Genomic DNA, 22,486 nt, shown 5'->3' on the forward strand with positions numbered 1-22,486 from the left:
ACTCCCATAAAAAATTTACCCTAAATAAACATCGCAATTTCGCTAAAAAGCGTGCAATCCCATTAATTAAAAATGATTAAAGCTGCTATGGATCAACCATTATAGGGGCGCTCGATTTATTTTCTCTTTTTGAATTTTGGAGGTTGCACATAGAACTCAATTGTTGCTGCCAATCCGGAAGTACGGACAGGAACGGCACCTTCTATTAACCTGTTGGAGATGTTTTGGCGATATCCACCGAATATTTCAACACCCACATAATTACCGATCTTTCGGTTATATGACACGCCCATGTCAATATCCACACGACGACAAACTCCGAGTGCATCTTCATTAAATTTGCGAAGATAATAAGTCCTGCTCACGGCCTCGGATTTAAAGTAAATGATATCCGAAGGAGATATGTTTTTCCGGAAAGCAATCTTCTTTGGAAGCATCATTTCCAGCCCTGAACTATTGGAAAAATTGTAGTTAAAAATGAAAACGGGAAGCACTGTAACCCTGAAACTTTTATTCATCATTACACCAATTCCCACTTCCTTATTCAAACTTTTCTTGCGCAGAAAGGAAGCGGATAATGTGAAGTTAACCGGAATTTCCTGCCAGTCTAAACTCCCAAAATCACCGCTTTTATTAATATGCGATGTAAAAATAAACCACGAACTACTATCCAGCTTAACCACCGAATTAAGGTCCATCGCGAACGTACGCAAGTTCCATCCCTCCATATGGCTCACCGGATTTTCGCCTGTACTTTTGAATTCAAGCTGCTCCGCGCGGTAATTAGGCCCCAGCAACACAGTTACTTTTTTATTATGAACGAGCGGCACCCAGGCGCGCATGAAATACTCTTCCTGGGTAAATCTCTTGGTGTCCGTTCCGTTGAAGCGATACGTTTTCCCGGGGGCATGTGTATTGCGGATCGTTAGCCATTTTGAAGGCGCCATGCCTTCGAGTCCGGGTTTAAGCGACTGGCACACAGCGTGCGCGCTCAACAAAGTGAGTATAACAAAAAAAGGTCCGGGGCTGCGAAACTGCATATATTACTTCTTGAAAAGGTCTGTTATTCTCCTATGCACACTGAATTGGTCAATGAAATCTGCAATACATTGCACTCTCCGGCACTAAATCACTTGTTATGAGCGAATAACGAAATTGGATTTCCAATAAGTTCCAACGACAAAATCGGGGATATATATACGTCTTTTGCCTGGTTTATATATATGCCGGTTTGGAGATACAACGCAGCAGTTTGTTAAAACAAAATGAGTTGGATAATCGGGAATTATCCAACTCATTTGTCATATTCAAATGTAAACGGCACGCCTATTGAATGTCCTCGTATTTTCCCTGATTTAAATCACCTGTTTCAAATCCTTTTTTAAACCAATACATTCTCTGTTTTGAACTGCCATGTGTAAACGCGTCGGGCACAACATAACCTTGCGACTCCTTCTGCAGCTTGTCATCACCGATGGCATTAGCGGCTGTTAATGCGGCTTCCAGGTCGCCCGGTTCGAGGATATTGCTCATTTGCTGTGCATGATTAGCCCAGACTCCGGCCAGAAAATCGGCTTGCAATTCAAGCTTCACAGACAGTTTGTTATACTCTTCCTTGCTTATGCGGCCGCGTTGCTCCTGCAACTGCCCTGAAATGCCCATCAAATTTTGCACATGATGTCCGACCTCGTGCGCAACCACATATGCGACTGCGAAATCCCCCGGCGCTTTAAATCTGTCACGGAGTTCATTACAAAAATCCAGGTCAATGTAAACCTTCTGATCGGCAGGACAGTAGAAAGGCCCCATCGCCGAAGATGCGCCTCCGCAAGCGCTTTGTGTAGCATCTTCAAATATCTGAAGCTTCGGTTTTTCATATTGGGCATCATTGGCCGTGTAAATTTCTGACCAAACGTCTTCCGTGCTTCCAAGCACCGCAGATACGAAATCGGCTGTCTTGTCATCCGGACGCGGCCCGGGAGGACGGGTTTGAGCAGGCTGTTGTGTTTCCGTCCCTTGTAAATTGCCTAAAATTTCCCCAGGGTCCTGGCCCGTTAACAAGCCAATTGCGAGGACGATGATCATTCCGATCCCGCCAATTGCAACTTTTCCGCCGCCAGACATTCCACGGCGGTCTTCAACATTTCCACTTCTTCGTAAATCCTGCCAACGCATATTTTCAGATGTTTAGATGTTATCAACTTTAATAAAAACCATGCCAATATACGTCACTGATAATTATTGTATAAGTTTAGCTCATAAATACAAAAACATCCGATAATGAACCAGGAAATTAATCATCCGTTACCCAAAGCCTACACCGAGATCGATTTGGCCACCAAAGCTTCCGGCTTTACCATGGCATCGGACATTCAGACTTGTTCATTATTGAGGACACTAGCGGCTTCCAAGCCTGCGGGTAGATTTCTGGAACTGGGAACCGGCACCGGATTATCAACCGCCTGGATCCTCGACGGCATGGATGCGGCCTCCACCCTGGTCTCTATTGATAACGAGGCCGGATTTCTGGCTATCGCCAAGGATCATCTCGGACAGGATGCCAGACTTACATTAACATTAACCGATGGCGGCGAATGGGTTCAAAACAATCTCACACAAAAATACGACTACATCTTCGCGGACACCTGGCACGGCAAATATCTGATGCTGGACGAAGTGCTGGAAATGCTGAACAAAGGCGGCTACTACATCATCGACGACATGCTCCCGCAACCCAACTGGCCCGAAGGTCATGATTTGAAAGCCATAAAGCTGATCGAAGATCTGGAACACAGAACGGATCTGGTTTTAACGAAACAGGTTTGGGCGACGGGGATTGTGATTGCCGTGAAGGTGTGAACATGTCCGCGATCTCGTATTTCGAGATCGCGACGTGGCTTCACCGCACAACCAAGACCTTTTGTTGCAAAACTTTATTACTTCCTGTAAGCCTTACAATGTAAATTCCGGTGTTTGCGGCTTGCAGCGGGATGCTGAACGGGCCGGTTTTGCCGGTGATTTCTTCGGACATGAAGATCTGGCCGGATGTATTTACCAGTTCCATTTTATTGAAAGAATCGCTGATAAGCAGGTCAATCGCGCCGTTAGTAATGAGCGATGGCCTCACGAAATTGGCAGGTCCCGGATCGTCTGCATTTACGACAATAATGCTTGAATGTTCGAAACTATCGTCCTTATCAATCATCTTTAAACGATAGTAAACATTTCCTGTAAAATTAACGGCGTGTGAAAACGTGTATTGAGAACCTGAACTTGCATTTTGTCCTGAAACCGTTCCTACCTTCTCGAAATTCAACGCATTGAAACTTTGCTCAATGTCGAATTCCTTGAAATCTGTTTCATTTGAAGACGACCAGGACAATTTAACACCCTCATTGCCACGTGCTCCTGAAAAATCAACCAGTGTTACAGGCAATTGCGAATCGGAAATGATACGGTAAATGGTGCTGCCCGTCACCGCATATATTTCGCCACTTTGGTCTTCACCAATGTCCGTAATTCCCTTAACCGTAGATGTTTCGTAGCTTTTAACGGATTCATCCGCAGAGATTAAATGAATGTCCCCGGAATAATAATCTGTTCCGATATACCAGCCATACATGAGCGGTGATCGCGTGCCCCGATACACTACACCGCCCACCACAGACCTGCCACGGGTGCCGTTCACGTAGGCGAACGTTGGGGCTACGTATGGCCCGGCGGCGTCACAGCCAGTTCTGTCAACGTCCGGCGTGGGTATATCGCCCTCAAAACACCGCCAACCGAAATTGGCATTATTTAGCTGCGCAGCAGTCCGGTGGTTGATTTCTTCCCTGGCGCCCTGCCCAACGTCCCCGATCCAGATATCGCCGTTAAGCCTGTCGAAGCTCCATCGGAACGGATTTCTTAATCCTAATGCATAAACCGGGTTGTTGTAAGGATTGCCCGCCGGAATCGCATATTTAATAGGGTTCGTATCCGGAACATTCACATTTATACGGAGAATCTTTCCCAGCAGAACATTCGGATTTTTGGCATTCTGATTGGGGTCATTGCCGCCGCCGCCATCACCGATCGACAAATACAAAAAGCCATCGCTGCCAAAATGCATTTCGCCACCATTGTGATTGGTATTAATGGGATGTGGGATTTTAATGACTTCAAAGCCCGTGTTGGGATTGACTGTATTGTTACTGGCGGGGTTAGTGGCTTTATATCTTGCCACTACAAGATCGCCCAGCAAATTGGAATAATAAGCGTACAAGTATCCGTTCGTTTCAAAATTTGGATGAAAAGCAATGTTCAGCAAACCGTCTTCATTGCCGGTAAGCACAACTTGTCCGTTTTGATTCAGATCCAGAAAGGTGATAGGCGTTCCCAAAGCACCGGGCGCAAAAACTTTAATGATACCCCCTCTCTCAGCAACAAAAATCCGATTGGAGCCATCGCCCGCATGTACAAGCTGCATGGCAGACGTAAGGCCTGTAATGAATGGTTTCTGTGTATCAATTGCAACGTCCGGGGCCTGTGACATTGCCTGACTTACCGTGAGAAGTAAGCAAGACGCAGCGACGCAGATTTTTGAGAGAAGTTTGAAGTTGAAGTTTTTCATAAGCCAAAAAGATTTTAGTAATATTTCTACAATTTTACTTGTATTAATACTACAATATCTGTGCCTTGATTGAAAACGACAAAGTCGCCAAAGGCAAAGGCCGCCTGAATGTGAAATCAGACGGCCTTTGCCTCCTTATGCGATACAACGCTAGCTATATTGAAACTGCCCGAATGCGCTTGTTATAGTGAGTCTTTTTGTTTCAGAAGCTTCTACTCTGCCTACAACCTGCGCCTCGATCCCGAAAGACCTGGAAATCTCAATGACCCGGTCGGCGTGCTGTTGAGGAAGGTAAATTTCAAGTCTGTGCCCCATATTGAACACTTTATACATTTCCTCCCAATCGGTTCCGCTTTCTTCCTGGATCATTTTAAATAATGGCGGGACAGGAAGCAGATTATCTTTGATAATGTGAAGGTTATCAACAAAATGTAGAATTTTTGTCTGAGCGCCGCCGCTGCAATGCACCATGCCATGAATTGCTGTCCGCATCTCATCCAGCAATGCCTTCGCAACAGGTGCGTAAGTCCTTGTAGGTGAAAGCACAAGCTGTCCTACATTCAATGGAGTTCCTTCCACCGGGTCAGTCAGTTTTTTTGTGCCGCTATAAATCAGATCCTGGCTTACTTCCGGGTCGAAGCTTTCAGGATATTTTGCCGCAAGATATTTCCCTAAAACATCATGACGTGCCGAAGTAAGGCCGTTACTGCCCATTCCTCCATTATAAACCTGCTCGTATGTTGCTTGTCCGCAGGATGCAAGGCCTACAATCACGTCTCCGGCTGTAATGTTGGCATTATCAACCACTTCCGACCTTTTCATCCGTGCAATCACTGTGCTGTTCACCGTAACCGTCCGTACCAGGTCTCCTACGTCAGCCGTTTCTCCGCCTGTGCTGTAAATTTCAACACCATAACTGCGCAACATTTCCAAAACCTCCTCTGCACCATTGATCACCTCAGCAATCACTTCACCGGGAATGCGGTTTTTATTTCTGTCAATGGTTGAAGAATATAACATGGGGCCCGTTGCTCCCACGCACAAAAGATCGTCCGTATTCATCACAATCGCGTCCTGCGCAATGCCTTTCCAAACCGAAATGTCGCCCGTTTCTTTCCAATAAAGGTAAGCAAGAGAGGTTTTTGTCCCCGCTCCGTCGGCATGCATAATGGTGCAATATTCAGGATCACCCGCCAATGTATCGGGTACGATTTTGCAAAAAGCTTTTGGAAAAAGCCCCTTATCTATCTTTTCAATGGCCTTATGCACATCTTCTTTGGAAGCCGAGACACCGCGTTGCAGATAACGGTCGGTAGTTTTCATTTGAGCGTATTTTCATTAATGTGGCACAAAAGTAAGAAAAAAATCCCCTCGGCGGGATGAATACGCATTATGCTCACAATCTTGTAAATTTGCCCATTGATCTGATCTTTTCTCACTACAAATACATCATTGCACTTTGAAACTCTGGCAAAAAGAAAATACGGTTACTTCTGAAAAAATAGAAAAATTCACCGTCGGACGGGACCGGGAAATGGATCTCAACCTGGCGGAATATGATGTGCTGGGCAATCTGGCACATGCAAAGATGCTGGAAACCATTGGCCTACTAACCTCCGGCGACCTTACTGCATTGGAACAGGAACTCAAAATGATCCACTCTCAAGTGCAAAATGGCGAGTTTGTAATTGAAGAAGGCGTAGAAGATGTCCATTCACAAGTGGAATTGCAATTGACCCGAAAATTAGGCGACACCGGTAAGAAAATCCATAGCGGACGGTCGCGCAACGACCAGGTGCTGGTGGATATGAAATTGTACACGCGTGCGCGTTTATTTGAAGTCGTGCAAGCCACGGAAAAGCTTTTTAATGTGCTGATAAGCCGTTCCGAGGAACACAAAAACGACCTTTTACCCGGTTATACCCATTTGCAGATTGCCATGCCGTCGTCATTCGGCTTATGGTTTGGCGCTTATGCGGAAGGGTTAATTGATGATGTTATTCAATTAAATGCTGCTTACCGGCTCGCCAATCGTAATCCACTGGGTTCCGGTGCGGGTTACGGTTCTTCTTTCCCTCTAAACCGAACATTAACCACCGAATTGCTGGGCTTCGAGGGCATGCACCACAATGTTGTATACGCCCAAATGAGCCGCGGACGCACGGAACAGGCCGCATTAACGGCCATTGCTTCGCTCGCTGCGACCGTTTCCAGGCTAGCTATGGACGTTTGCCTTTATAACAGCCAGAATTTCAGCTTCATTGTTTTGCCCGACGACCTCACAACCGGAAGCAGCATTATGCCGCACAAAAAGAACCCGGACGTGGCGGAATTACTTCGCTCCAAGACAAACCGGATGAAAGCATTGCCGATGGAAGTGACGATGGTTTTGAGCAACCTTCCGTCTGGTTATCATCGCGATATGCAGTTGTTGAAGGAGATTCTAATGCCCGCTTTTGATGAAATCCTGGATTGTCTGGACATTGCCGCATTCATGCTGGAAAATATGAAGGTGAAACAAAACCTGCTGGATGACGCCAAATATGATCTGCTTTTCAGCGTTGAACGCGTGAATGAGTTGGTAATCAGTGGCGTTCCATTCCGGGATGCATACCGACAAGTTGGGGCTGAAATCGGTGAAGGAAGTTATACGGCGCCCCGCGAGTTGAAGCATACGCACGAGGGAAGCATTGGTAACCTGCAAACAGCTGAAATACAAGCGAGAATGCAAGAGGAAATTGCGGCTTTTGGGTACGAAAGGGTTACCGAAGCATTGGAAAAATTGTTGCAGGATTAATCCAAAAAATTGCGATATGTGGCGAAAGATGATCGTGTTGTTCCTGATTGTGCATCTGCTTTCTTTTGGAAATACAGAAGGCGAAAAAGTGCACAAGATTTTCCCGCCGGGACCATTAAAAGTAATGCTCTTCCTGGATCCCGAATGCCCCGTTTCCAATGCCTATATGAAGGAGATCAAAAGCATTTACGCCGATTATAGTGCCAAAGGCGTAAGTTTTGAGGCATATTTCCCCATGGAAACTGTTACAGAAAAGGATATTAAGGCATTTTTGAAAAAATATAACGCAACATTCCCCGGCTTTCCTGATCCTGGCTTGCGCAAAGCAACACGTTATCAGGCAACCGTGATGCCGGAAGTTGTTTTGTTGAATGAGAATGGCATTACGGTTTACCAGGGCGCGATTGACAATTGGTTTTACGCATTGGGCAAAAGCCGGCCAAGAGCAACGGAGCTTTATTTAAGAAACGCATTGGAAGCAACATTGAACGGCAATCCTATTATGCAAAGCAAGACACAGGCAATCGGATGTTTAATTAATATGAAGCTGGATTAGCTCAGGAATAGAATGTCATCTCATACCCCAAAAAAAGAGGCAGGCCAAACGGCCCGCCTCTTTTTACTATAACTAAATCTAAAAAAATAAAATCAAGGCTTATCCCACCATACACGGCCTGCTGCGCTGGTCAGGTCACCGAAGCCTGGCAATGCTGCCATGGCGTCGTAAGCTGCTTTTTTGTTCGCGTAGTTAGGATCTGACTGTGTTGGCAATGTGATCGGCGCACGACGTGGAATTGTCAACGGAACATTCAGATAGGTCAATCTTGGCAATGGAACAATCGAAGTCGGGTTTGGATAACCAGTACGTTTGTACAATGCCCATCCCTCCTGAGGTTGCTTCATAAAGTTAAGATAGCTTTGGCTACCAATCTGATCCATCGCTTTTGCAGCATCGAATGCGATTCCTGGTTTAGCAAGATAGGCTGTGATTTCTGCCGGTGTTGTTGCCGTATAGTTCGTGAGTTTCGCATTAACACCTACTTCATTATACCATTCCAGAGAACTTCTCACCCCGGCTTCGTACCAGGTTTTGGCAGATGCTGCACCCGTTGTTTTCAAAGCGATCTCAGCACGCATAAAGCAATATTCCGCGTAAGTGATCACAGGAAGATAAGATTGTCCTGTCCCTGCGTTTCCTGCTGCATCAGCCTTTCCGGTGCTAAACAAGCGCGGCTGGATCAGCGATAATGTATCCACATTTTCCTTATTGGAATTAATCACCTTCGCCGTGTAATAACGCTGAACGTTGGCTGTCAGTCTTGAATCATCAGGACTTGTGAAGCTTCCTACATAACGTCTTCCTGCTGTTGTTCCCGCAGGAAGTTTTTTCTCTGCGATTAGCAAATTAATGTTTGCCTGAGAATATCCGTTTGGTGTAAAGAAAGCATCGATACGCGGATCGCTTTTTTCCCACATGAAGTCAACCATTGGCTTCGGAGCTCTCAGCTCATCCGTGTTCCAGTTTCCGCCACCCGCGTCACCCGTGAATGTTGCGTTGCTGATAAAGATCCATGCATCTGCATTGCTGGCCATCAAATCGGTTGCCGGCTGAGCCAAAACATCCGTGATGATCGCCGTGCCTGCTGCAGCATCTGCTTTCTGAACGCGCAATGCCATTCTCAAACGCAATGCATTCGCAGCTTTGATCCATTTCTGTGTATCACCTTTGTAATACTGATCGTAAGAGCCCAAAGAATACTGAGGAACAGCAGGAGAAACTTTTAATGCAGCCACTGCGGCTTTAATCTCGCCGTCCAATCTTGCAAACAACTCTTGCTGAGTGTCATATTTAGGCTGAAGCGTTCCGCCATAACGTCCCTGAAAAGCTTCTGAATAAGGTATGCTTCCGTAAATATCCGACACATAAAAGCTGTAATAAGCTTTCAAAATGCGTGCTATCTGGATCATTTGATCGTAGCGAGGCTGCTCAGCAGGTTCAAGTTTACCTACAAGTTGTTCCAGGTCATACAATCTGTCTCCAACACCATTGTAAAGCCTTCCGTAACGGTTGGCGAAGTTGTCGAAATTCAATGTGAATGATCCCTGGTTACCGCTAAGCAGCGTATTGTATTGCATCCAGGGCATAATACGACGGTAAAGGTCATAAAATGCTTCAAAATCTTGTCCGTGAATCCCGGTGGTTGCATTCAGAAACTGGTTCTGAGGCGGGATCTCAGTTAGCGCATCCGGATTTTTGTTTATATCCACAAATGCTTGCTTTTCGCAGGAAGATAGAAATCCGACGGCAGCTAGTAAGAGTATTTTTCTTTTTATAAATTTCATATCAATTTTAATTTGAATGGGCTGTAACAATTCAAGATCACAATCCTACACTAACTGAAAATCCAAGGTTACGTGAGAACGGCAGACCACCATACTCCATAAATTCACCCGCTTTGTTGCTGTACAGACCTTCCGGGTTGATGCCGTCTTTCGCTGTACGATATAGGTAACCGAGGTTACGTCCAACCAGACTTACGCGAAGCGACTGGATTTTAGCTTTTCCAAGCAATGAAGCAGGAACATTGTATCCAACCGAAACTTCACGAAGGGAAACCCACGAGTTTTCGAAAGTAGAATATTCACGGATACCCGATGACCATTGCGTCAGGTTCATATAATAAGCGTAAGCAGGAATTGGCTTGACATAACCAGCTGTAACTGCATCTGCGTATGACATTCCTCCCAAATCTTTCGGGGCACCGTCCACAACAACCTGGAATCCATCAGCAAGCACGCCTTCCGGGATGATACCGTCAGTTCTTACATTGTTTTGTGCATCTGTAAACGTCACGCCGCCCAGTTCCGTATTACGACCTGGAAGTGTGAATGCAAAAGATCCCAAAGAAGAACCGTATTGGTGCGTTGCAGATGACATCAAACCACCGATCTTCGCATCAGCCTGCACCGTTGCCGTGAAGTTTTTGTAACGGATAGAGTTGACATTGCTGGCAAGGAATTTCTCCATAACAGTTCCCAGTTCTTTATCCGCTTTTGAACCATAAGCACCATTACGGACGTAACCGATTCCGCCTTCACCAGAAATCGTTCCGATTACTTTTTGTCCGTTTGCAGGATTGTTTGCATCATCCGATTCGTAAATCGCAAAACCATAAGGGGTAATGATTGTTCCGTAGTCTTTTCCTACTCTTGCCACTGACTTAATATCAGCACCAAAACCCAGATTTAACTCGTAAGTATCTGTTCCCTGAACCAGTTCAAGCACTTTATTGCGGTTACGCGAGAAGTTAATGCTTGTATTCCACTCAAAATCAGCCTTTTTGATTGGGGTGGCGGTTAGCAAGATCTCAACCCCTTTATTCTGGATTCTACCTGCGTTGACGATTCTGCTGCTTACACCTGATTCAGTTGTTGTATTTAAACTAAGGATCTCATTTTTGGTGATTTTGTTATAATAGGTCAAATCAATTCCCAAACGATTATTGAAGAAACGAATGTCACCACCAAATTCAACTTCTCTCGCCAGACGGTTTCTTAACCCATAGTTAGGAAGCGTATTAGGATCTCTGAAACCCGATAAGTTTACCTGACTTCCGTCCGCCTGCGTATAAGCTGGTTTTGGCTCGTAAACACCTGTCTGGTTTGTAGACCATGCTTCTGTATCTCCACCTGTGTAACCAAGGCTGGCTCTAAGTTTACCAAATGAAAGCCATGACGGAAGATTCTTTAATGATTCCGTTGCCATCCATGAAAGACCCACAGAAGGATAAGAATAAATGTAGTCACCGCTTCCGTTGGCATAAGTCAATGTTGAAGACCAGTCTGTACGATAGCTAGCGCTCAATGTTAACGCGTCTTTGAAAGTCAGGTCACCATAGGCATAAAGCGCATCAATTCTTTTCGAGGGCGTAAGCGCAATGCTTTCTTGTCTCAAAATATTAATACTGTTCGATAAAGAAAAGACATCGGGAACACGTAGTCCGCCGTCCGTTCGATAATCAAACTTACGACCACCGATTAGGCGGTTTGTTTCTCCACCTACCGATAGGCTGAAATTGAAATCCTCGCCAATTTGTCTCGTTGCTGTAACCAAACCTTGGAAACGGGTCTGTGTTTTGTTTTCAGAATATTCCCGATACTCACCACCTGAGAAATTGACGTTATCTCCCCTGTTTTGGTTATTACCCGTGTACAATTCGTTCTGTACGTTACCGCGAACCAGGAAGCTCAACCAGTCTGTAATGTTACCAGTCAAATCAACATTTCCCCTGAAAACCTTTTCATTACGGAATTGTTTGTATTCAAATGTCTGGAACATGAATTCCGTAATGTTGTAAGGATCGCCATTAGCTCCTCTGCGACGGCCGCCTGCAATCGGATCAATGTAGTTTTTAGACCAGTAATCGATATCCATGTTACGTGGACGGTTGTATACAAAACGGAAAACCGGGTTGTAGTTACCACCCTGACGGATCGGGTTTATCAGATCATTGTCTGTATAATCTGCACTTACGTCCAGATTAAGCACTTTTCCGATTTTCTGTGTTCCGCGGATGTTGAAGTTGTTTCTTTTCAATTCTGTTCCCCCCGGCATGATCGAAGAGTTTTTCAAAGTCGAGAACGACGCACGGAATGAGCTGCGTTCGTTTCCGCCTTCGATAGCCACGTTATGGTTAATGTATTTTCCTGTCTGGAAGAATTTCAAAGGATCATTGGCTTTCCATTCCACCATGCGGCCATCCAGGTCACGCACCTGCTGACCTTCCAATTTCGGACCGTAAGAGAATGGGAAGTTAGCGCGATCCACTTCCGGAACGCCATCAGCGCCATTTGTGAATGTTGAGCTCAAACCTGCGCCATATTCATTTTGCAGGTCAAGGAAACGATAGGCATTTTCAAAAGTAGAAGTATGGTTGTAAGTAACACCCAAACCTTTGTCCTGACGTCCTTTTTTAGTTTGAACAACCACTACACCATTCAAAGCCTCAGAACCATAAAGCGAACTGGCAGCTGAACCTTTCAACACCGTCATCGACTCAATGTTGTCCGGATTGATGTTTTTCATAATGTTACCAAAATCCTGCGCAGCTCCCCAGGAGTCAGCTCCTGATGTTCCCGGGCGGATAAGCACCCCGTCCACAACAAAAAGTGGCTGAGTATTAGGGCTTAATGATGCGTTACCGCGGATACGGATACGTGAAGACGACATTGGACCACCCGTTCCCTGGTTGATCATAACCCCTGCCACTTTACCCTGAAGTGCGTTCACCATGTTGGCGTTAGCAGTCCTTGTAATGTCATTTCCCTGAACGGATTGTACAGAGTATGCCAGTTTTCTGGCTTCGGTTGACATACCGAAACCTGTGATAACCACTTCATTAAGCGTTTTGTTGTCTTCTTCAATGTTGACGGTAAGCTGGCTCGCATTACCAACTTCCACTTCCTTGCTGATGTAACCAATCGAAGAAAATACAATGACAGCGGCACTTGAAGGCACACTGACTGTGAATTTTCCATTGGCATCTGTCGCACCACCGGTGTTAGATCCTTTCACCAGGTAAGAAACACCTGGTAAAGGATTCTGATCCTTGTCTAGCACCGTTCCATTAACGGTTTTTCTGTCCTGGGCCATGCTCCATGTGCTCCCTATAAGAAGGAGAAGCAAGGTTACCAGACGGGTTAAAGTCGTAAACTTTTGTCTCATGGTAAACTTTAGTAAGTTAAATAAAGGTGGCTTAATGGGTCTTTACTTATGTATTAAAAATGGCATCCCTTAAAAAAATTGACCGGGCATTTTTAGACAGCATGAGTATTGATGAGTCAAAATAAATATAATTATTAACAAAAACATAACATTTATTAAAAAATATTAATAATAAGCATACAAACCTAGTAGAGTGTTTGGTTATTTTAGCGTTTGACCTTTATTCTGGAAAGCAAATGTTGGCCGATTCGGTCGCCTTGCACCTGGCCATTGACAATTGCAGACCTAAAATGGATCCCGCCATATAAACGGCTGATGCCTGCTTCTTCGCTTGCTTCTTTGAAAGACTTAAAACTGCGAACAGGAAGTCCATAATCGGTTTCCGTGTGATCATCAAAAGCAAAATGATCCCCCAAAACCGCTGTTAACACAACCGCTGCCGCAGCGGAAATAACGCTGTGCCCACTGGTATATTCAGGAAATGGTGGTGTTTGCAGCAATGGACGCCATTTTTCATCCATATAAGCATTGATGACCGTTTCGGGGCGGATAAACTGACTTCTGTACTTTTCATCCCAACAACTAATGAATCCATCGAACAAAGCCATGGAAGTCAGCACGTAAGCGGCTGCGGTTTCCTGCCAGTTCTTGTTTTTACTTTCGGCGGCCTGGCCTGCAATGGATATCCAATGACCTCCGGGGGACAGCTTTTTAGTGGCAAAATTGAGGTGGCCCTGCGTGTTGAGATAAAAAGGATTACAGTCCCAAAAACTCGCAATCAGGATTTCTTCCTGGGTTAACTTTCTGGTAACATGATAAACCTCACGGACTTCTTTCATAAACAAACTCGCCGTGTCCGTATTATATGCATGCGGCGGAACCGGTTTGAACTGCCCGGCCGAGTCCAGGCTTACCGGGCGGATTTGAGACCAATATGGTTCCACAGCGTCAATAAAACCTGGTGGAGTCGGCGTCCATTTGCCCTTTTGTTTACTGTAAGTATAGCGGCGTTTCGCCCGGGTTGATGCATAATTGTCTTTCGTTGACCATGATAGGACGCTATCACTTACGGCTTGTCCAAGTCTTATTGAATTATTGTAAACCAATGTGTCTTTCTCCCGAAAGTCGTTTAAGATCACATTCACGCTGTCTGTCAGCAAATGCTCTGAGAACACCAGTTTTCCGCCGGTTTTAAAAAAAGCGTATACAGCCGCCAGTTCATAATTGACCTTTTTATCGCTTTTCAAACCTGGTATGTTGGGAAAACCAGCGACTTGTCCGTGGAGAGTGCGATAGTTTTCATCCTGCATAACCAGTGTTTCGTATGCTGCAACATTGGCATAGAGATAAATACGACTTGCAGCGGGTGGCGAGAAAATATCATGCATAATGGCACGGGTAAGGTTTTTCTCTGCCCTGTGCAGCAGCCGGGGCGAAGGGCCAACAGGAGGCGCAAAGCCGGACGCGCAATGCCCAACCAGCCATGTTACCAGCATATATAATGTAAATCGCTTTCTCATTTCTGACCTGTCTGTTCAAATATTAAGGGATCTCCGCCGTTAACGCCTATCACTATACGCGAGTTGTTTAGCCGGACACCGCTTCTTATTTCGCCGCCCGCCCAAAATCCGGATTCGGCAGGGCTTACAGTTACAAACCGGAAGGGCGCAACCTGCCGCAATGCTACGCCTACGGATGCGTCGCAGGGTCCCAACTGCACGCGATAGCAGGAAAAGTTACCTGCTAGCAGTAAGCCGGTCCTGTTGTTTCCATCCATTTCCAGCGGAACAATGGCACTTACCCGCGAAATCTGCGCCTCCTCCGGCAGGTCATGGATTTGAAATTTGAAATCGCCTTTATTTTCAAGCACAATGCTTGAGAGTTGCTTACAGTAGACCTTTTTACTTTTTTCAACTGCTTCCTGACCCAATATATCTGTCAGGGTAGCATCTGCGTAAAGCGCGTAGTTGGTGTATTTTCTTTTCAGGAATGGTATCTGGTCCAGCATTTCGTCGCGGGAAAACATCGGGTAATTTTTGTCTCCAATAAAATAAGTGCAGACCGGATCAACTACACCGTTTTTATCGAAGTCATCATAATAGATCGTCACGGGTTGTTCGGCGGATGCTTTGTATTGGTTATTTAATCCACCATTCCCTAAAACAAAATCCATATCGCCATCCTTGTCAAGATCAACGGGCATTAATGCGGCCCACATTCCGTCCGTATCGCTTAGTTCTGCGGGAAGCTGTTCCGTGAATGCATTACCGGTATTTCTGAACACTTTAACGGCCATCCAATCGCCTATTAACATTAGGTCCGGCTTTTTATCCTGATCCAGGTCCGCGAAAACAGCGCCCGTAACCATACCCGGATTCAACAGATCTTTGGACCAATCGGCTGTCGCGTCGGTAAATTTGATTGTGTTCCCCTGGCTATCATTTCTTAAAACATAACTTCTGGCAGCCATCGGAAAGGATCCGGGAACGGCGCGCCCCCCTACGAAAATATCCATATCACCGTCTCCGTCCATGTCAGCACTTACAGCACATTGCTTCGGGTTTTTCATGGAGGGCAATGCTAAAACTTCTTCGTGAAAATTGCCTTTTCCATCATTAATATACAAATGGTCCCGATATTCTGGCGCCTGATCTTCAAACTCATTACCACCGCTAACCACGTACAAATCCTGATCGCCATCCTTATCTGCGTCAAAAAATAATGCATTCACTTCTTCACAAGCCACATTTTGCCGCCAGGGCTGTGCATTTGCACCCTCAAATTTACCGTCTGGCTTTTGCAGATAAAGTACGCCAAACTGATTGGAAGCGCCGCCAAAAAACAAATCTTCCAAACCGTCGCCATTGACATCCGCTTTTGCCAGTGCCGGACCAAGTTTGGATAATTGATAAGGCAAGAGAACCTCCACTTTGAAGTCCACAAATTCATTTTCGTTGTGAACGAAGTCAATGCCAATGCTTTGTGCGGGGATTTTCTGAAATGTTGTGTTAACAGATGCAGTTTCGGATTTGTTTACTTCTCCGGCCTCCTCTTCTTTTAAAATCAAAATTTTCTCAGTCGAATTCGCCAGCATAGTCACCTTCCCGGAAGGCCAAACAACCCTTACTGAATCAACCTTAGAAGCTTTTCCCAAGCCAAAATGCAACGCTGACGTTACCGTTGCCTGATAACCCCTCACCGGATAGAGCTCTGCATATTGTTTAATACCATTGGCATAAACCCAAACCTTACTCCCAAAAGCCTGCGTATTTTTTCCCAGACCTTTAAGCTTTATAGTCAGACTTTTTTGTTCACCATTGTTCTGATAAATCGAAACCGCCTCATTCATGTTGGAAATTACAATGTCCAGATCGCCGTCGCCGTCAAAGTCCGCATAAGCCGCCGCATTGGAAACTGCGTCTTCATTAAAACCCCATTTTTCCGACACATCCTCGAATGCAAATTGCTTCGAAGCGTCAGCTGTATTTTGGAATAAATAGTTTTTCAACTTGTTGGAAGGCATTTTCTGAACAAGGCTGTAAGTCTTGAAATTCAGGTTTCCTTTGCCCACTTCCTTCATTTGCTCATCTGCAACGGTATATTTCAAAAAATCCATGTTGGTAAAATCGCGCAGATAACCATTGGTAATAAGCAGATCCTTCCAGCCATCATTGTCCAGATCGGCCATTAAGCCCGCCCAGCTCCAATCCGTGTTTGAAACGCCAGACATTTGACCGATTTCGCTAAACCTAACATTGCCCTCTGCATCCGTTCCGCGATTCAAATGCAGCATATTCCGCATATTCTGGTGATAATAACCGCTGTCAAGAAGCAAATGATATTGGTCATAAACGTCCGGTCCTTTGAGCAATTTTTGACGATGATTGTCTTCCGGAAGCATGTCCAGTGTGAGGACATCAGGTTTTCCGTCATTATTGAAATCACTCACATCGGCTCCCATGGAGAATTTGGAGACATGAGTAAATGATTTTTTCAAAGACTCGGTGAATGTCCCGTTCTTATTGTTGACATAATAGCAGTCCACTTCCGTGTAATCGCTCGTCGTGTACAAATCCGGCCAGCCGTCCTGGTTAATGTCAGCCACAATAACGCTCAGGCCGAAATTCAATGCATTGTTAATGATGCCCGCCTTTTGCGTAACGTCCTTGAATTTCAGTTTCCCATTCTCGCTAATGTTCTCAAAAAGCCTGTTCCCATAATAAGGATTAGGCGTTGCGCGCATTTCGCGGGTGTTCAGGAATGGGTTAACCGTGTGATTGGAGTGGTTTAAAAGGAACATATCCAGATCGCCATCCTTGTCATAATCAAAAAAAGCGGCCTGCGTCGATTGCGAGCCAATCGCATTCAAACCAGCCTCAACCGCCATCTCCTTAAAAACCGGAACGCCGTTTTTGATCCCCTGATTAATAAAAAGCTCATTATTACGGTCGGACAATTTGCGGAAAAAGCCCGAATGGCAGACGTAAATATCCAGGAGTCCATCTCCATTTACATCCGCGACGCTCACGCCCGTTGACCAGGTTCCGTTGCCTTCTATTTTTGATTTTTTACTAATATCTTCAAATGTGATTTTTCCATTTAAAGACTTATTAAGATACAACTTGTTAGCAACCGTATTTCCCGAAATAAAAAGGTCAGGCGAGCCATCATTGTTAAAATCGCCAATGCCAATGCCGTTTCCATTGTAAAGATATTCGTAGCGGAAAATGTGCAGCGAATCGTTCTCTTCTATCTTATTAACGAAACTGACTTTTGTGTCTTTGGGTGACAAAAGAGTGAAGAGGCTTTGCGTTTGACCCGGTCTGGAAACGCCGAGGAGGGGAATCAGGAAAATAAAGAAAAAGCAGAGTCTACCCATGCCCTAATGTTTACCCGTTATGTGCTACCCAATATGCCTAATTCCATTTGAAGACCAGATTTTCATCTCCGGCCTCACGCTCCACATACATTAAAATCAACGTCATCATTTCCTGGTCGCTCCGCATGTTACCCGTCGACATCACCAGTTCCGGCGGACTGTGTGGGTTAGCGGGGTTAGCCGCCGTGTTGTCATAAGTGCCTTCCACATGCACTATGGCACCTTTTGGCAATAATAAAGGCTTTTTATATTTATAAATTTCCTGCCAGCGAAAGTCCCACGCAGGCACATGCACGAGCTTGATCGTATCGCCCGCCGCGGTGGTCGCATAAGCTTTAAATTCCTTGCCCAAGTAATGCATGTGCGGCCAGGCATACAGCAGCGAGACATCCGGCTGGTTATTAGCGATCCGCAAACGGAAGCTCTTGATCTCATCTGCAAAAATCATGAATGGCGGACTGATATCTTTCTCCCCGATCCCACCGGAACCCAGACTGATCACTTTCACCTTCCGTTTGATCGGGCTCGTTTTAAAGAAAATATTTATCCCATCAATGCTTTCTGCATCAACAGACGACGGTCCGAAATGCACAGTTACCAGCACGACGCCGCGTTTTGGCATCACCCAGCCCATATCTTCGGGGTAAGTCTCGACAGTTGTTCCGGGAATCCAGCCGCCGTAATAGGTCATTTCCTTTTTGTATTTGACCCATTCATAATATTTGTCGCCGGACGGCCCGCTCAGATCCACAAAATCCACGGAATTATTCAGGTCAATGGCAGGATCGGTAACAGGATGGATAGCGAAATTGGCGTGGTGGATGAGCTTTTTGTTATTAGAAGTAAACTCAATAGCCTCAACGTTAGCCTCCTGCGCGAGCTCAAACGGGATTTTGAACATCACAAACCGTTCCGCGGCATCGCCTTTGACCACAAATGCCTCCTTAATTCGGAGCGAAAGATCCGGCTTGCGTTTGTAAGCCGTCCCCGCATTCACCCGCGCCTGCAAATCCTGTTCGGCTTTCAAATTTTGCTTGCCTTTCGGCGTGCCGCCATCAATCCAGCCGACAATGGTCTTTATGTCCTTATCGCTCAGTGAGCGATCATTCGCAAAGGAATTGAAATGGTTATCCGCTTTCCAGGGCGGCATATAGCGCGAGCTTACGACCTGTTTGATAAACTTGGATCGCTTGCTAACATCTTCAAAAGTAATGAGAGGAAACGGCGCCGCCTCACCCGTCCGATGGCAAGGCACGCAATTGGCATGAATGATGGGCTGGACATCCTTATAAAACTCCGGAACCTGGCCTTCACACAAATCACACAACAACAAAAGCACAAACAAAAGGCCTTTTCGGAACGGCATGGTAATGAGTGGGTTTAACTCATGCAATTTAATAATAGAAAATTGATTTTAAAATAATTTAATAAGTAGTATTCAGCGCTATTACCGTCCCAGCCGCGGACTTCGCCGCTTCCAGCAAATCATCCGCATGGCAGATCGTCACTTGCAGGACGCCATCATTTAATGCTTCAAATGCACTATCCAGCTTCGGAATCATGCCTTTGTTGATCACGCCGGATGATTTATATTCAGCGTAGGAAACCGGATCGAGGGATGAAATGACCGCGTTATCGTCGTCAGGATCGGATAAAACGCCTTTTTTCTCGAAACAATAAATAAGATTTACTTCGTATAGTTCAGCCATAGCGACTGCGGTTGCGGATGCCATGGTGTCGGCGTTTGTGTTTAGTAATAGGCCTTCCGAGCTGTAAGTAAGCGGGGCGATGACCGGGATGAGATCGCTGCTTAATAGTGCATTTATTTGTTTCGCATTTACTGCTTCAATGTCGCCAACAAATCCGTAATCAACGGTTTTCACTGGCCGTTTTACTGAACGTATGATGCCGCCGTCAGCACCGGTGAGGCCGATGGCGTTGCAGTTGAATGATTGTAATTGTGCTACAAGATTTTTGTTGACCAATCCACCATAAACCATTGTCACGACGTCCAGCATTGCCTTATCCGTAATTCTGCGGCCTTCCACCATCTGTGTTTCAATTTGCAGTTTGGCTGCGATCTGAGTTGCTACCTTTCCGCCGCCGTGAACGAGGATTTTTGGAGCGTCGAGTTTGGCAAAGTCGTTCAGAAAACGGGTGCAGGCTTCCAGGTTGTCGATAACATTACCGCCTATTTTTATAACATAAAGGGCTTGGGACATTGTATTAGGTTTTTTACGCTGATTTTAAGCCGACAAAGTAAGCAGAAACAAGCAGGGTTGGAAGTGGAATTTTCTTTGATGAATTTTTTTGGCAAAATTACGTTGACTAAGCAAAGCAGAATTAAAACATTATGAAACGCCGCCTTCTCATTTCCCTTGTTCTTTGTTTATTTTTTTCGCAAGCCGTTTTTGCTCAATTACAAAAAGCCAAAGCACACTGGACCTACACATTTTCTAAGCCGGAAGTAAAGAAGGGCGAGACGGTTGATCTGGTTTTCACGGCCATCGTCGACAAGGATTGGTACATTTATTCCAGCGATTTCGACCCGGATCTGGGGCCCATGCTGACGACATTCAATTTTGAAAAAAACAACACTTTTGAAGTTGTAGGCAAGCTTAAACCACAGAATCCAAAAGAGAAATTTGAGGAAGTCTGGGGTGGAAAGGTTCGTTATTTTGAAGGAAAAGGCGTTTTTAAACAAACTATAAAAATACTTGCAGATAATCCGGTCATTAAGGGCAGTTCGGAATATCAAACTTGCAGCCACGTCACCGGGCTTTGCATTCCAGGCAATGATGATTTTGAATTCAAAGGCCTGAAAGTCGTAGCCGGCGCAGCGACCACCGACACCCAGCCCAAAGTAGGTCAGACAACATCTCAAACTGACTCATCCTCAGAGGTTGTTGCCACGTCATCGGACCAACCGGCTGACACTTCTATCACCATAAATGCAGGCGATGCCGACACATCAGCCCAAGCAGAAGCCGCTGCAACATTATCACAAACATTAAGTTCAGAAGATGATTCGGATGATAAATCGCTCTGGGGCTTTGCATTAGCCGCGTTTTTATCCGGCCTGGTTGCATTGCTAACCCCCTGCGTTTTTCCTATTATTCCTATGACCGTGAGTTACTTCACTAATCAGGAAAAAGGGAAGCTGAAAGCGTTCATATACGGCATTTCCATTGTTTTGATATATACGTTAATAGGAACCGTAGTTTCCAGATTAAATGGCCCTGCGTTTGCTAATTTTCTGAGCACGCACTGGATTCCTAACTTGCTGTTCTTTGCCATTTTCTTTGTTTTTGGATTGTCGTTTTTAGGACTGTTTGAAATCGTTTTGCCCAGTGGTTTTGTAAATAAAATGGATCAAAAGGCCGATCAAGGTGGTTATGCGGGCGTTTTCTTCATGGCATTTACATTGGTGCTGGTTTCATTTTCCTGCACGGGGCCCATTGTAGGAAGTTTGCTGGTTGCGTCTGCGGGCGGCGAAGTGGTGAAGCCGATCATTGGAATGGCCTCGTTTTCAGCTGCATTTGCAATCCCGTTTACCCTGTTCGCTCTTTTTCCACAATGGTTAAAGTCATTGCCCAAATCCGGCGGCTGGCTGAACACGGTGAAGGTTGTTTTGGGCTTTTTGGAACTGGCATTAGCATTGAAATTTTTCAGCATTGCCGATCAGGTTTATCACTGGCGCTTGCTGGATCGAGAAGTCTATCTGGCATTCTGGATCGTCATTTTCGGCTTATTAGGGTTTTATCTTTTGGGCAAAATCAGAACGCCTCACGATTCTCCGCTTGAAAAAGTAAGTGTTCCCCGATTGCTTTTATCCATTGTAACATTCACATTCGTAGTCTATATGATCCCAGGCATGTGGGGCGCGCCATTGAAAGCATTGGCCGGTTACCTGCCTCCGCAGTCTACACTGGATTTTGACTTAAACAAAAGAACTGCCGGAATTGCCTCAAACATTGCTCCCGGCGAAACCCGCAAATATGCCGATCTTTTTCACTTACCTCACGAATTGGAAGGCTTCTTCGATTATAAAGACGCATTAGCCTACGCCAAAAAGGTCAATAAGCCTGTTTTCATTGATTTTACCGGTCACGGATGCGTCAACTGCCGCGAAATGGAAGCAAGAGTCTGGGTGGACCCGGCCGTGCAGCAACGTCTTCGGGAGGATTATGTGATCGTTGCGCTCTACGTGGATGACAAAACAGAATTGCCGGAAGCGTCCTGGTACACATCCAAATATGACAACAAAGTCAAAAAAACCATCGGCGCCCAGAATGCAGACTTGCAAATCGTGAAATACAACAACAACGCGCAGCCACATTACTGCCTGGTTGATCACGAAGGGAATTTGCTCGTAAAGCCCAAGAACTATGATTTGAACCCTGCAAATTTCGCGGCGTTTCTGGATAGCGGGAAAGCGGCGTTTAGGAAAAAATAAGGCTTCTGCCTATATAT

Annotated in this window: 14 protein-coding genes; 4 read left to right on the forward strand and 10 right to left on the reverse strand. The window is 45.5% G+C overall.

What is annotated here, in order from left to right; all coding sequences use genetic code 11:
* Positions 1 to 116: 116 nt before the first annotated feature.
* The gene (locus tag NFI81_RS17545; protein WP_234611177.1) at positions 117 to 995 is read right to left on the reverse strand and encodes a DUF6268 family outer membrane beta-barrel protein; all 879 of its coding nucleotides are present in this window, start codon (positions 993 to 995) and stop codon (positions 117 to 119) included.
* 331 nt (positions 996 to 1,326) lie between these two features.
* Positions 1,327 to 2,175 carry a KPN_02809 family neutral zinc metallopeptidase gene (gene ypfJ, locus NFI81_RS17550; RefSeq protein WP_234611176.1) on the reverse strand — a complete coding sequence of 283 codons (849 nt, stop codon included), beginning with the start codon at positions 2,173 to 2,175 and terminating at the stop codon, positions 1,327 to 1,329.
* A 105-nt stretch (positions 2,176 to 2,280) separates the two neighbouring features.
* Between ypfJ and NFI81_RS17555 the strand changes: the two genes are divergently transcribed.
* Positions 2,281 to 2,859 carry an O-methyltransferase gene (locus tag NFI81_RS17555; RefSeq protein ID WP_234611175.1) on the forward strand — a complete coding sequence of 193 codons (579 nt, stop codon included), beginning with the start codon at positions 2,281 to 2,283 and terminating at the stop codon, positions 2,857 to 2,859.
* A gap of 40 nt (positions 2,860 to 2,899) precedes the next feature.
* Here the strand turns inward: NFI81_RS17555 and NFI81_RS17560 are convergent, their stop codons facing one another.
* Positions 2,900 to 4,612, reverse strand: coding sequence for a PQQ-dependent sugar dehydrogenase (locus NFI81_RS17560; protein ID WP_234611174.1), 1,713 nt, complete (start codon positions 4,610 to 4,612; stop codon positions 2,900 to 2,902).
* 150 nt (positions 4,613 to 4,762) lie between these two features.
* Complete coding sequence (locus NFI81_RS17565; RefSeq protein ID WP_234611173.1) at positions 4,763 to 5,935, reverse strand: AIR synthase-related protein; 1,173 nt, start codon at positions 5,933 to 5,935, stop codon at positions 4,763 to 4,765.
* Between the two features lie 136 nt (positions 5,936 to 6,071).
* On the opposite strand from NFI81_RS17565, the gene argH reads away from it, so the two are divergent.
* A complete protein-coding gene (gene argH / locus NFI81_RS17570; protein ID WP_234611172.1) occupies positions 6,072 to 7,409 on the forward strand; it encodes an argininosuccinate lyase in 1,338 nt (445 codons plus the stop codon).
* Between the two features lie 16 nt (positions 7,410 to 7,425).
* On the forward strand, positions 7,426 to 7,965 hold the full coding sequence (locus tag NFI81_RS17575; RefSeq protein WP_234611171.1) for a thioredoxin domain-containing protein: 540 nt from the start codon (positions 7,426 to 7,428) through the stop codon (positions 7,963 to 7,965).
* Between the two features lie 92 nt (positions 7,966 to 8,057).
* Here the strand turns inward: NFI81_RS17575 and NFI81_RS17580 are convergent, their stop codons facing one another.
* From NFI81_RS17580 to argB, 6 genes are all read right to left on the reverse strand, one after another.
* Positions 8,058 to 9,752: a SusD/RagB family nutrient-binding outer membrane lipoprotein gene (locus NFI81_RS17580; protein WP_234611170.1), complete on the reverse strand. Its 1,695-nt coding sequence runs from the start codon at positions 9,750 to 9,752 to the stop codon at positions 8,058 to 8,060.
* Positions 9,753 to 9,789: 37 nt separating this feature from the next.
* Positions 9,790 to 13,134 (reverse strand): SusC/RagA family TonB-linked outer membrane protein, encoded by a 3,345-nt coding sequence (locus NFI81_RS17585; protein WP_234611169.1) that lies wholly within the window; start codon positions 13,132 to 13,134, stop codon positions 9,790 to 9,792.
* Positions 13,135 to 13,340: 206 nt separating this feature from the next.
* The gene (locus NFI81_RS17590; protein WP_234611168.1) at positions 13,341 to 14,654 is read right to left on the reverse strand and encodes a vanadium-dependent haloperoxidase; all 1,314 of its coding nucleotides are present in this window, start codon (positions 14,652 to 14,654) and stop codon (positions 13,341 to 13,343) included.
* Complete coding sequence (locus tag NFI81_RS17595; protein WP_234611167.1) at positions 14,651 to 18,013, reverse strand: VCBS repeat-containing protein; 3,363 nt, start codon at positions 18,011 to 18,013, stop codon at positions 14,651 to 14,653. Before NFI81_RS17595 ends, NFI81_RS17590 begins: the two co-directional genes overlap by 4 nt.
* 37 nt (positions 18,014 to 18,050) lie before the next feature.
* Positions 18,051 to 19,379 (reverse strand): c-type cytochrome, encoded by a 1,329-nt coding sequence (locus NFI81_RS17600; protein ID WP_234611166.1) that lies wholly within the window; start codon positions 19,377 to 19,379, stop codon positions 18,051 to 18,053.
* A gap of 58 nt (positions 19,380 to 19,437) precedes the next feature.
* Complete coding sequence (gene argB / locus NFI81_RS17605; protein WP_234611165.1) at positions 19,438 to 20,235, reverse strand: acetylglutamate kinase; 798 nt, start codon at positions 20,233 to 20,235, stop codon at positions 19,438 to 19,440.
* 131 nt (positions 20,236 to 20,366) lie between these two features.
* Between argB and NFI81_RS17610 the strand changes: the two genes are divergently transcribed.
* Positions 20,367 to 22,469, forward strand: coding sequence for a protein-disulfide reductase DsbD family protein (locus tag NFI81_RS17610; RefSeq protein ID WP_234611164.1), 2,103 nt, complete (start codon positions 20,367 to 20,369; stop codon positions 22,467 to 22,469).
* The last annotated feature ends 17 nt before the right edge of the window (positions 22,470 to 22,486 follow it).

Origin of the sequence: Dyadobacter fanqingshengii (genome assembly GCF_023822005.2) — a bacterium.
GTDB lineage: Bacteria > Bacteroidota > Bacteroidia > Cytophagales > Spirosomataceae > Dyadobacter > Dyadobacter fanqingshengii.

Bases quoted from the DNA above. Each gene is read 5' to 3' on its own strand.
- NFI81_RS17580 (WP_234611170.1), bottom strand. From the start codon at position 9,752: ATGAAATTTATAAAAAGAAAAATACTCTTACTAGCTGCCGTCGGATTT.
- NFI81_RS17565 (WP_234611173.1), bottom strand. From the start codon at position 5,935: ATGAAAACTACCGACCGTTATCTGCAACGCGGTGTCTCGGCTTCCAAA.
- NFI81_RS17575 (WP_234611171.1), top strand. From the start codon at position 7,426: ATGTGGCGAAAGATGATCGTGTTGTTCCTGATTGTGCATCTGCTTTCT.
- NFI81_RS17600 (WP_234611166.1), bottom strand. From the start codon at position 19,379: ATGCCGTTCCGAAAAGGCCTTTTGTTTGTGCTTTTGTTGTTGTGTGAT.
- NFI81_RS17610 (WP_234611164.1), top strand. From the start codon at position 20,367: ATGAAACGCCGCCTTCTCATTTCCCTTGTTCTTTGTTTATTTTTTTCG.
- NFI81_RS17590 (WP_234611168.1), bottom strand. From the start codon at position 14,654: ATGAGAAAGCGATTTACATTATATATGCTGGTAACATGGCTGGTTGGG.
- NFI81_RS17595 (WP_234611167.1), bottom strand. From the start codon at position 18,013: ATGGGTAGACTCTGCTTTTTCTTTATTTTCCTGATTCCCCTCCTCGGC.
- ypfJ (WP_234611176.1), bottom strand. From the start codon at position 2,175: ATGCGTTGGCAGGATTTACGAAGAAGTGGAAATGTTGAAGACCGCCGT.
- NFI81_RS17560 (WP_234611174.1), bottom strand. From the start codon at position 4,612: ATGAAAAACTTCAACTTCAAACTTCTCTCAAAAATCTGCGTCGCTGCG.
- NFI81_RS17585 (WP_234611169.1), bottom strand. From the start codon at position 13,134: ATGAGACAAAAGTTTACGACTTTAACCCGTCTGGTAACCTTGCTTCTC.
- argB (WP_234611165.1), bottom strand. From the start codon at position 20,235: ATGTCCCAAGCCCTTTATGTTATAAAAATAGGCGGTAATGTTATCGAC.
- NFI81_RS17555 (WP_234611175.1), top strand. From the start codon at position 2,281: ATGAACCAGGAAATTAATCATCCGTTACCCAAAGCCTACACCGAGATC.